Below are 12239 nucleotides of genomic sequence, written 5' to 3' on the forward strand. Positions count from 1 at the left end.
AAGTTTAATCTTGCTTAGAATGTTTATTCCAGCCTTATCCAGACCCCTATTAAAAGTCAAAACCTCGAAGGAAATCGCTCTCTGTGATAATACCATGTAGCATTCCCTCTTCCAATATCGGAAGTGAACCTATCTTTTTCTCGAGCATAATTTCCATAGCTTTCCCCATATCTGTGCCAGGGCTGGTCCAGATCAGTTCTTTTGAAACGATAGAGCCTACAGGCTGGTCCAGAGCCTCATGAATATTTCCTGTTGTCAATTTGTTGAACGCATCCCCTCTCCCAAGGAAATGGACAATATCGGAGGCAGTGACTATTCCCGCAAAAATTCCGTCCTTTACTACGGGAAGTCTTCGGAACCTGTTCTGTACCATTACTTTTGCTGCATGTCCGATGGGTGTGTCTGTTGTTACCATTGTAACGTTTTTGGTCATATATTCATCAACAGTTTTATTTGTCACAAGCCCACCCATCAGTTCCACAGCGTTTCTTTCAGTAAAGATCGCGACAACCTGCATTTCATTATTTACTATTGGCAGGCCTCCTGTCCTCCTTTCAAGCATTGTTGTGACGGCTTCTTTAAAATCTGCCCGCTCATGAATGTACGCAACATCAGTCTCCATAATTTGCCGTACTTCCTCGTTTATTGCAGCCAGAAGGTTGCCTTTGAAACGATTTTCAACAAGGAGATTCCTACTGCCCCCTCCCAGGAAATCAATGATATCAACAGAGGTAACCACTCCTTCCAGTCTCCCTGTCCCTGCGTCTGTGATCGGGATACGCCTGAATCTTCTTTCGGTCATAATCCTGACTGCTTCCATAATTGTTGCAGTAGGAGGAAGGGTTACTACATTTCTTGTTGCCAGAGCAAGAATTTTTCCCTCATGTTCCGCAATGCGGGACTTGAAACTGGGGCCTATTCTCATTGTGCCCATGCTGCTGACCATATGTGAGTCTTTCTGCTGAGCTTTTTTGCTTGATTTGTTCAGTTTTGGCTGAACATTCATTTTTTCGACTGGTACAAATGTCGTATTTTTGTTCAATAGGATCACCGAATCGAGTTGCAGTTAATTGCTTTTTTCATATTCCGTTTTTCATCTACCTGCATTTTGCAGGAATCTTTTCCCTGAACCTGCAATTCACATTTTAGCAGCCTCATGGTTTACTGCCGGAAACAAACAAAACCTCATAGCAACTTCTCTCGAATCTTTCTGAACACTTACTTTTGTTTGTCAATCTGTAATCGTTACTAATTATAATCTTTAATCATTATAATCCTTTTGCGCGATAACGTGTCCATTACCTTTCTGCAACCTGAGAATTTACTCAGACCACCCATTGACCATGGACTCCAGGAGGTCTTGCCTATCAGCGATTCCGGATATTTTCCCCTGGTCATTTACTATAGTAACTCTTCCGATATCATGATAAATAATCATTTCAATCGCACGCTCGACGGAATCGTTCTCTGAAAGCGTGTATGCAGGAGTTGACATAATCCTCTCAACTTTGGGACTTTCGTTTGGCCTTATTGCCCGTTCGTCTTCTATAGACATCCTCAAAATACCTGATTTAATTATGTCTCTTCTTGTTATCATTCCAATGGGATCTCCTTTCTTTGAAACTACTGGAATGCCGGTATAATCTGTCTCTATCATGTAATTCCAGACCCTGGAGACCTTTTCATCAGGAGAACAGGTTTTGACTTTTTTTGTCATAATGGCTTCTATGGTTTTCGAAACGTTTCTGGGGAGTTCCACGTTTTTGAGAATATCAACATCACTCAGGACTCCTACGACTGTACGATCTGTTGTTGATTTGACAACCGGAACCCTGTTCTGTTTCGATTGTACCATTAGTTTTGCAGCTTTGCCAACATCCATATCCGGAGTGACCGTCGGGGACTGCCTTGCATATCCGCCTACCGTAACGTTCGAGCGAGTGGATGTCACATTCATGATATCCTGGTCATTTAACATTCCCACAAGCCTGTTTCCTTCATCAACAACGACAAGACCCCGAAAGAAGTAATCGCGCATCAGTTGACGAGCGTGAGTCACAAACTCACTCTCTTTGATACTTACAGGCTCTTCTGACATAATCTCGTTGACAATCATTGTTTACCTTCCTATATTCTTTTTAAAACAGAAAGCTTAAACGTTGGAAAGATAGAAAGTCGAAACCTCAATGTTATATTTATTCGTAGTTCTCCCCTTCTTCCTGCCGGCAGTTTGCACATAAATACCTGCCATCTACGAATTTAAGGTCCACTGAAAAAACATCACAGGATTCACATATTCCCGTGCTGAATTCCTCTGAAACCTCCTCAATTGAGGGAATGGAAAGGAGAGCCTCCCGATTCATATCAATAAGGTCTTTGAGAATGGTGTTGAGACCTGGTGATATCATTAAGATATCAGTGTTCGAAATCATTCCAACTATTGTATCGTCTTCTAGAACTGGAAGCCTTTTTATATTGGCTTTCAACATGATCCTGGAGGCTTTAATTACACTGGTTGTAGGTTCAACAGTTATCAACGGAGTAGAGAGGATTTTGCTCGCTTCGATCTCACTTGGTCTTTTATCCTCTGTAATAATACTTTTTACAAGGTCCCTTTCAGTTATGATCCCCATGGCCTTTCCATCTTCCGTGATGATGACGCTTCCCGCATCACGGCTGACCATTTCCTTTGCAATGGCAGGAATATCTGAGTCGATATCCATTACTATAACTGCTTTATTCATAGCTTCAGAAACCGAGACCTCTCTCTCAAGCTCTCTACTGTGAATGCCAGAGCCTTCCGCCCTATCAACATTTATTTCTCTTGTAGAGTCGCCTACTGTGTAAACACCAGTGTCTCTATCTCTATCAATGTTCCTCTCCCTATCAGCATCTCTCCCCCTATCAATATTTTTTTCCCTTTTAGGGTCATCTCTTTTAGGGTCATCTATCATTGAATGCCGTCCCCCTTTACTTTCAGCGCCTTTAAACCTACGATTCACAAAATAAGTTTTTTCAAGCTTCCAGCTTCCTTTAAAAACATTCCAGCTTACTTTAATTTTTCTTTTTAATCAATATTAAAAATTTAGCTTTTGAAAACTGGAGTTCTGGTGGAGCTTGCCATTTTAGACTCATTATCTTGTCCGCTCCCCTAATGTGTCTTCCCAACACTTTTCGGACGTTTTTATAACACTTATATATACGAGTCAATGGTACATAATGATAACGGCATTTCTTTTTTTTTGCAAATATCTCAAATTTATACAAAGTAGGCAGAGCAGCCTTTTTTTGAACCAAAGACCTTTATTTTCTTCACGAGAGCTTTATGTAAGTCCGGCAGGAATTTTTTCAGAACCCCCTCATTTCCACTGGAGATTTTTGCTCATAATGAATAATATCGAATTTTCTGGAAAAAATATCAGGGAGAAATAGCAGAAGCAAAATATACTTCTGGAAAAAATCTCAAATCGAATAAAACATTCTTAATTATATTTTTAATGCTATTGATTTTTCTCACAGGAAATTTTTTAGACCCCTTTATTTCCACTGGAACTTACTTTCCAGACTTTTTGCCTTCAAATTTCTGAGTTTCAAGCTGCTAATATTTCCTATGAAGAATAAAATGATACTAATGTCGCGACAATTTAATTATTAAACATAATATTTTGATAGTTTGTTATCGGTATAAAGGGATTCATAGCTTATTAAGTGATCAATAATTAAATTTCCATGATACTAGTGCATCGATTCCAAAACAAGCCCCTTGTTCAGTAGTGGGAAATTCGTTGACCTATAGGTCTATTCAAAATTCAGGATTGTGAATATACTTTGGAATCACAGTACTAGTGTTGGGGGAATTTATTTCTGAGCCATCATAATTACGAAAAAAGACTACGTGTGAGGGGTAATCTAAATATTAATGCCCCATAATTAAGTTGTCATGACACTAGATAAAAATTAAACAGCACATAAAGTAATGATCAGATGAAGTTAAAAAAATCTGGACAAATTTCGTAAATCCAGAAAATACAAAAAAAACCAAACTGAAGCCAACAATTATCCAATAAAGACGTGAAAGGCAGATGAAAATAAAAACGGGAATAGATCAAAAAAATGAAACAGTAAAGAATAAAAATAGGTAAAAATAAGGAATAATTATAGAATAATCACTCTACTCCTGTTCCCAACACTCAATTCCATCTCTTCGTTCAGCCCATACTTGGCATAAGCGTCAATGATCTGGATTTCGGAGTCGATATCCAGATCCTCTATCACATAGGCCTGTTCACCCCAGAGGGTTAGCCGGATATTGCCTGTTTCGTCCTTAAGTTGCAGGTTCGCGACCACATTTTCAGTTCCGTCTTCCTTCTCAAATTCTCTGAGTTCCCCGATTTCGGTAACCTTACCCTGAACAGAATAACTTTCTCCAGGAATAATGTCAGCTATGTCAGTAAACTTTTCCCTGTACTCAACCTTTTTTTCACTTTTTTGAATTATCCCTCTGGCTCCCAGGCTGAGTTCAACTTGCTGGCTGAAAGTGTTTTCCCGGGAATAAGCGTTAAGAACCTCAACGGTTTCGTCAAAATCAATCTCTTCAAGAAAATCGGTTTTTTCATCCCAGAGTGTAAGTCTTATTTTGCCTGTAGAATCACCCAGAAGAATGTTTCCAACCCTGCCGGCAGATCCGTCTTTTTTCTCAAAAGCCCGGACTTCTGAGATATCAAGCACCCTTCCTGAGATGTTAACATTATTCATTTCGGCCTTTATTTCTGCAATTGGGGTAAATTCCTCTTTGTATTCGACTTTCTTTTCACTTTTCCTGATTATGCTCCGGTTTCCTATCTGCAGTTCCACTTTCTGGGTAAAGGCATTCTCCCGGGCGTAAGCATTGATCAGCTCAACTATATCCCCATACTCAAGCTGGCTTAGAAAATCGGTTTTTTCATCCCAGAGCGTTACTCTGAGTGTACCTGTTTCATCCCCAAGCAGCAGGTTCCCCACCCTTCCGCTGTTACCATCCTTGCGCTGGAAGGTCCTGATTTCAGAAACCTCAAGTACCTTTCCTGTAAGGTTGAGGTCTCCCATCCCATCTTTTATGTCCTTTATTTTCTGGCTGCTCGAAGCCACATCAACTTCCTCTTCACTTTCGGTCAGGACTCCATTGTTGCCGATATTAACTTCCACTCCGGAATAGCCCTGCTTTGCAAATCCGCTGACCTGAACTGTTTGCCCTATCTTTACTTTTCCGATTTTAATCAGGTCTGCCATGTTATCCCACAGGGTTAACTTTATTTTTCCGGTCTCGTCTCCAACGATAAGGTTTCCTACTCTGCCTATAGTGCCGTCGTTCCGGGTAAACTCTTTAATATCGAAAATTGAAACAATCCTTGCGATGAAATTAACAGGTCCGCTCTCCGGGGTAATATTTTCTACTTTTATGCTGTCTCTGCCCGCATCCGAGAATCCCAGTTCATTGGCAACTAGCATGGCAGCCATTGCCTCATCACACAGTCCTCCCATGTTCTCGACCTTTTCCTGTGTGCGCTGGAGGAAATCCTCTTTACTGATGACATGGCTGAGCTTCTTGTAAATAGTATCAATATCGGTCATGTTACTCCCTTGAATTGTTGATATTTACTTTCAGTGTTCTTTAGTCTTTGGTGATGTTTTCTTCAATATAGTCTTCAATGTAATTTGACTTAAATGTCAGGCATTTTTTTCCTGAAAAAACACTGCTGCGAGTGTTATTTTAAGACATCACGCTATTTTAAGACGTTAAGCGTTTTGGAAATGTGATATATTTCAGGTGAAAGCTTGAGATAAAATTTAGATTAAATATTTTCAAATTAAAATAAAATATTTTTCAATCTTATATGAGAATTACTAGATTCTATACGTCCTTTAGTTGATGCATAATAAGAATATCCCTGAAAACGCATAATAAGAATATCCCTGAAAATTAAATATGATTTGGTAAGTTTTTTCTTTTTTCGGCTATTTTTTAAAGATCCCTTGATACCGTATGTAAGGTGTCTTACTAAAGATTACTGTATGCAGGGTGAAAGTATTCGAGATGCGGAATGAGATCATTTTATGCGGTGAGTGTACCTTGAGAGCGAGTATCTCGAGTGAATAACTCTACCTTACTTCACATTTAGGAAAATATAATAAGTTATGGAGATGCTCTTATAGTGTGAATCGGCTTGATGAGGGTAAACAACATCCAGTTTTTTTCAAACATGGCCAATGTTCTCTCATTGCTTTTTATTCCCGTTTTTGCTGCATCTCTTGGTGCCTCTTACATTGATATCGGATTTATAGTAGGGATCTACTCTGCCACAACCCTTCTTTCCTCCTTTATTTTCGGAAGGCTTGCTGACCTTTATCACCTGCGTACAGTGCTTCTGGGAGGTTTTGGATTTGCTATAGCCTCTTTTTTACTTCAGGCTTTTGCCACCGATCCTTCTACCCTCATGCTTGCAAGAGCTTTAGCCGGCTTCAGTGTTGGGATTCATCCGGGAGCCCTGATAGCCTATGTCCATTATCAGAAGCAAAGCTTGGGAAGGTTTATTTCTCTGGGTTCTCTCGGCTGGATGGCGGGCTTTCTCGTAGCAGGGCTGATAGGGGTAAGAATGGACATGCTTTTTATATTTTCATCCCTCTGTTATGCCTTCTGTTTCTTACAGGCCTTCATGTTAAAAGACATTAAAAAGCCGAAGCTGAGTGACTCTTACTTTTCCCTGAATACCTTGCTGAAGAACTCAGGGGTTTATTTCTCCCTCTTCCTGCGGCATACAGGAGCTGTCGGAATCTGGACTATTTTTCCCCTTTACCTCAGGGAGCTTGGGGCAAGTGCCTTCTGGATAGGAGTTATTTATGCTATAAATCCCGCAGTCCAGTTTCTAATTATGCGTATGCTTGACCCGTTTGAAAATGAAAAGCTGATCCGTGCAGGCTACCTGCTCTCAGAGGTCGGTTTTATCAGTTTCTTTTTTGCCCCCTCTTATCTTTACGTCATTCCGGGGATGTTCATCATTGCCTGTTCCTGGTCTTTTCTCTATGTTGGCTCAACCCGCAGGGTTGTGGAGCTGAACCCTGATAAAGCTACGGCAGCAGGTCTTATTAACTCAATGATCGGGGCTGCAGGAGTTGCTGGAGCTCTCTTCGGAGGAGTCCTTTCCCAGTTTTTCGGTGTCAGGGCAGCAATCCTTGGAGCTGCCGTGTTCTCTATTTCAGGCTTCCTTCTCTACAAAACCCTGGAAAAAGCTGCAGGCATGCGGGGTCATTAAGGGATAGAAAAATATCGTTTTTCAAAGTAAGGACTTAAAATTTTCTTATGAAAAAACTAGTTTTAAGAAATAAAGTTAATTAAAACAAAACCTTATTTATGGTAAAGTTTCATTATGTACGTGATACCATGATTCGAAAATGCACTGAGCACGGCTATTTTAGAGGAGTCAGCTGTCAGCAGTGTAAACACCCTGGTAGATACGTGCTGGACGATGGAAGGGAGGAAAAGCTCGGCAGGTTTGTATCAGGTACTCTCAGGCACTTCCCGGCATCTGCAGGGGTTAAAATGGACGAGTGCGGCTGGGTGGACCTTAACGCTTTTTGTGATGTTATGAAGAAGCGTTATAACTGGATGAGAAAAGAGTACCTTTATGCGCTTGTGGAGTCCGATGAAAAAGGAAGATATCAGATCAGTGGGCCCATGATCAGAGCACGTTACGGACATTCTGTTAATGTTGATCTTGATTACGAAGAAAGCGATACTCCATACGTGTACTATGGAGCAAGCCCGGAGGAAGTCGATGTCCTGCTTGAGAACGGAATTTTCCCTATCAAACAGCGCTATGTTCACCTTAGCACTTCGTATGACAAGGCAGCTGAAGTTGCCCTGATCCATACCGAAAATCCCGTGATCCTGCAGGTTGATGCCTTTAGAGCTCAGGAAGATGGAATTTCTCTAAAGCTTGCAACGGATTACATCGTACTTGCGGAAAAGATACCTCCCGAGTATTTGTTTGTACTCGAGGACTAATTCTTTTTCACTCGTTTTTCTAGTTTTTTCTGATTCTTTTTTCCACTATTTTTTTCTGGTTTTTTTCCTCTGAATTTCTTCTTACTATTTCTTCTTACTAATTCTCATCAATTATTTCTTTCGTTATATTTTTCTATTTTTCCTAATTTATTAATTTTTTCAGTCAACAGATACTTCAAAAAGCCCTTCTTTTTCCTCTATCCTGAACTTCACATCCAGAAACTGTTCTGTGACCCAGATGTTTGTTGCCGCATGAAGGGTTAGCTCTCGGACAGTGTAAGAACTGTTTCCTGCGAGTGCCATATACGGAATCAATTGGTCTGCCAGATGTATATCCACGGCGGCGCTTGTTCTGAATTCTGAGATAACTTCTTCTGCAGCGCGCCTACCCACTTTTTCAGCAGGCAGCCCCCTCTCTCCAAGGGCACTTCCTCCACAGTAACCTGTCCAGAGGGTTATTCCGCTTCCTGTGGAAAATGATTCGTGTGACTGGACATCGATCCTGGAACCATATCCGGCTTCAAAAAGAAGGGATTCGGCAGCTTTGGCCTGGCGTGCTGGCACATGGGCTGGAAGGTTCGATGCATGTGAAATTCCCGTGATTTCTCCCTCCTGGATCTGCCCTCCATGCAGATCCTCCTCACTTATTAGGTTCTTCCCAGCTCTTTTCTTTTCTTGTGTCTTCCGGAAATGAAAACCATGAAGCCTGCAGGGTTCAAAAACAGCTGAGACCTTTCCTCCTCCCCTGGGATAATAACCGCGCTCTTTCAGGGTTACGCTGCCTGCATATCCAAGCTGTTCAAGTGCCCCGAAAGTTACATGCTGAAGGTAGTCCGTTGTCGGAGACCAGGCAACGTCAGTCCCCCCTATAATCGTTAACTCAACTTTTTCTTTTGCAAAAGGCAGGGCAGGCATAAGGCATTGTAAAAGCAGGGTTATGCTTCCTGCGGTCCCGATATCAATATCATACTTGCCCCCCTTTATTTCCACTGGAGCAAAAAATAACTCTGAAGAACCCGGAGAAAGCCCTGAAACCCGTGCCCCGCAGATCCTGGCTGCAGTTTCCAGCGCTTTCAGGTGCTGCTGTTTCAGGCCGGGATTTGGTCTGTTTTTCCTTATATTCGTAACCTTCACTTCTTTCCCGGTAACTGCAGAAAGGGCAACAGCCGTTCTGACTAACTGCCCTCCTCCTTCCCCGTAAGAACCATTTATTTCTATCATTTCCCTCTCCCCTTTTTCATTCAGCTTTTCACCCAGTTTTATCATTTTGTGATTTAATCGTATCTTTAATCGTATCTTTCATCTGATCTCTCGTCTGGACCCTCTTAATTCGTTTTAGTTTCAATTTGTTTTAGTTTCCCGCATATTTCTGACTGCGGCTTTTACAGCCGGCACAAGAGGGTCAACAAGCATGGAAACCGGAGGAGCATAGCAGGTTTCAAGGCTAAGAAAGTCTCTAATTGTCGTTTTCTTTCTTATCGCAAGGGAGAGGGCATCAATTCTTTCCTTTATACCTTCTCCTCCTGCGAGTTGCGCTCCTGCAAGGCAGCTGTCTTTAAAAAGAAGTTTTATGTAGAGATCTTTTCGTCCTGGATAGTAAGAAGCTCTTGTGCGCCCATGGGAAAATCCTGTTACAACTTTTATTCTCTGTTTTTCCGCCTGTCCGGATGTGAGCCCTACTCCTCCGAATTGCAGGTCTCCAGCAACAGCTACCCAGGGGTCAGCAAGAGGTCCGAAAGTGGAGTATTTACCTGTAATATTATTTCCTATGACATCTGCCATGCGTCGCGCTGTTGTGCCCAGCTGACTTAGCCTGATTTCCCCGGTTACGAGGTCAGTAACTTCCGCACATTCGCCGCCTGCGTATATATGCAGGAGAACCTCCCCTCCTGCCTTTACCTGAAGCATTTCATTTACGACTATTCCTCCTGCCTTTCCAATATCTAATCCTGCTTCTCTGGCAAGGCAGGTTTCAGGCATTACACCTGTTGCCAGGAGCACAAGGTCTGCAGGAAAATACCTGTCCTTTATAAATACAGTTCTCTGTTTCCAGAAATTTTCAGGCAAAATCACAGGTTCCCCGGTGATAACCTCCACACCAAGCGTTTCAAGGTGTGCTCTCACAATTGCAGACATATCGAAATCAAACTGTCTGGAAAGAAGGTCTTTGCTTCTGGTTATAAGGATAGTTTTAATTCCCCTCTTTGTGATTTCTGAAGCACATTCAATTCCTATCGTACCTCCACCTACGATGCATACTGTTTGGGCAGTTTCCAGTGCTTTTCCAAAGAGCATGCCATCAGCAAGGCTCCTCATAGTAAAAATTCCGTAAGGTAGAATATTTGCCTGGCTTTCGCGGGATATGAAGGGCAGGCTCCCTGTAGCAATCACCAATTTGTCAAAAGGATAGACTCCTTCTCCTGTCTGGACAACCTGCCCGGTCAGGTTTATTGACATTACTTTCTCGTTCAGTTTCACATCTATGTTTTTTTCCCTGAAAAAACCAGGAGTTTTTACAATCAGTTTTTCAAAACTTTCAATTTCCCTGCCCAATACAAAAGGAATTCCGCAGTGGCTGTAAGCAGTGTGGGAGTCCCATGAAAGCACGGTTATATCAAAGTCGCTCTGCCTTCGAATTTTAGTAGCAGCTGCCATCCCACAGGCTCCCCCTCCTATAATGACCACCCTCGTAAGGTTTTTCTCTGTCCAAGCCTGTGCCGGGACTTTTCTAAAAACCTCTTCCTGAATTTCACCTGCTGTTCGAGAACTTTCACCTGGGGCACCTTTTATGCTGAAATCGCTTCCCATGTTTTTTATATGGCGTTTTGCGCCTATTATAGGTTTTTAAAAACAAAAGAATTCCAGTACACGAGGTACTTCAGACGATATGGAGAGATTTTCAGATGATATGAAAAGACTTTCAGTTGGTATGGAAAAACTTTCAGTTCATTAAGTTTAATCAAACTGGTTTAATCAAGCTGTTAATCCTTTATTCTCAAAATTGTTTAACTAAAATTAGTTTTTCTCGAAAATAAATTCTATTTTGAACCTTTTTCCTGAATGCCTATTTCCAGAAGTTCTTTTTCCTGAAGATCTCTTTCCTGAAATATCATTTGAAGGCGTTTTCCAGAAAATTAAAAAGGGTGATGACGGTTTTCAAAAGAGGTTGATGTCGGTTTTAGTGGGGGTCTGAACGAGCGAGTTGGGAGTGGGGGGGTTAATACATAAAACAGTGTATTTGTCTCGCTCGTTCAAATTTTTAGACGTCTTTTGTTTTATATATACTTTTCTAAATTTTTCTAATTAGTCATTCTTTTTGAATTTTAAGAGCTTCCCAGAAGGTCACTATCGTTAGATTTATCGATAATGGATTAAAATAATTCAGGTTTAACGGACCCTTTAAATAACCACAAAGTTCTTAAAGCCTGCAGGCATTAAACATATGAATTTAATACATGTGACGTACAAGATTCCTGTTTTGCCGAAATTGCTTTAAGGCGGGCGGGAGCTGTTCTGTCAGATCATATTATAAATTAACAATTTCATCCATTCATCACTACTGGATTCGTAAAGAATTTCGCGTAATTAAACGTATGCAAATTTAATAGAAATTTCAGACTATACTTTATTACCAATTCAGGGCTAATATCATTAAGTCCAAAATAAACCTTATACATATCACCCATGAAGCGAAAGTCAAAAAGTGCTTTCAATAAACCTGATGCATTCCATTCACTGCTTACCACTTATCACTTAGGGATACTTGTTTAAGATTAAATAGGCGTCTGGCATACTTCAGTCACTTACGCCTCAGGTTTATCCCATCTCTGGGAATACCCTGGAAATCTTCAGATCAGGCTATTGAATGGTAAACACATTATTTGACTTACGGCTCTGAGAGTTATTTCAGATCCATTAATAAGCTTATGTTAGGGCGAAGATTTTCGGGCAGGTACAGAAAACCTCCGATATTGTGGGGGGTATACTGTTCACTTTGACCGAAAGTCAGGAATAGCTCTATCTGTGAGAGCTTTAAAACCAGGCTGGTGCTGATCTGGCATTTGCCTTGCAGGTAGAGCTTTCGTCAAGCAACAGTCAGGAAGTATCCGCCGGTTTAATCATCCTGGCATAAGCATAACAGGCAGTTGCAAGCAGGTTAGGAAGTTTTCTTCCCGGTTCATAGTAACCTTCAATTACG

8 protein-coding genes are annotated in these 12239 nt (G+C 41.3%); 2 read left to right on the top strand and 6 right to left on the bottom strand.

Going from position 1 to position 12239, the window contains the following annotated elements; translation table 11 throughout:
• Positions 1 to 49: 49 nt before the first annotated feature.
• The 4 genes from ACZ5A8_RS21895 to ACZ5A8_RS21910 form a co-directional block, all read right to left on the bottom strand.
• Positions 50 to 1051: a CBS domain-containing protein gene (locus tag ACZ5A8_RS21895; protein WP_464531521.1), complete on the bottom strand. Its 1002-nt coding sequence runs from the start codon at positions 1049 to 1051 to the stop codon at positions 50 to 52.
• A 270-nt stretch (positions 1052 to 1321) separates the two neighbouring features.
• A complete protein-coding gene (locus tag ACZ5A8_RS21900; protein WP_464531522.1) occupies positions 1322 to 2116 on the bottom strand; it encodes a CBS domain-containing protein in 795 nt (264 codons plus the stop codon).
• Between the two features lie 79 nt (positions 2117 to 2195).
• Entirely contained in the window at positions 2196 to 2954 is a 759-nt protein-coding gene (locus ACZ5A8_RS21905; RefSeq protein WP_464531524.1) for a CBS domain-containing protein, read from the bottom strand.
• Between the two features lie 1201 nt (positions 2955 to 4155).
• Entirely contained in the window at positions 4156 to 5610 is a 1455-nt protein-coding gene (locus tag ACZ5A8_RS21910; protein WP_464531525.1) for an OB-fold nucleic acid binding domain-containing protein, read from the bottom strand.
• Between the two features lie 596 nt (positions 5611 to 6206).
• Between ACZ5A8_RS21910 and ACZ5A8_RS21915 the strand changes: the two genes are divergently transcribed.
• Positions 6207 to 7289 (top strand): MFS transporter, encoded by a 1083-nt coding sequence (locus ACZ5A8_RS21915; RefSeq protein ID WP_464531526.1) that lies wholly within the window; start codon positions 6207 to 6209, stop codon positions 7287 to 7289.
• A gap of 128 nt (positions 7290 to 7417) precedes the next feature.
• A complete protein-coding gene (locus tag ACZ5A8_RS21920; RefSeq protein WP_322221984.1) occupies positions 7418 to 8041 on the top strand; it encodes an RNA 2'-phosphotransferase in 624 nt (207 codons plus the stop codon).
• A 159-nt stretch (positions 8042 to 8200) separates the two neighbouring features.
• Here the strand turns inward: ACZ5A8_RS21920 and rtcA are convergent, their stop codons facing one another.
• Together rtcA and ACZ5A8_RS21930 are read right to left on the bottom strand one after the other, a co-directional pair.
• Positions 8201 to 9262 (bottom strand): RNA 3'-terminal phosphate cyclase, encoded by a 1062-nt coding sequence (rtcA, locus tag ACZ5A8_RS21925; protein WP_464531528.1) that lies wholly within the window; start codon positions 9260 to 9262, stop codon positions 8201 to 8203.
• A gap of 120 nt (positions 9263 to 9382) precedes the next feature.
• Positions 9383 to 10849, bottom strand: coding sequence for an NAD(P)/FAD-dependent oxidoreductase (locus tag ACZ5A8_RS21930; RefSeq protein ID WP_464531529.1), 1467 nt, complete (start codon positions 10847 to 10849; stop codon positions 9383 to 9385).
• Positions 10850 to 12239 lie beyond the last annotated feature (1390 nt).

It is taken from the genome of Methanosarcina subterranea (genome assembly GCF_055385895.1).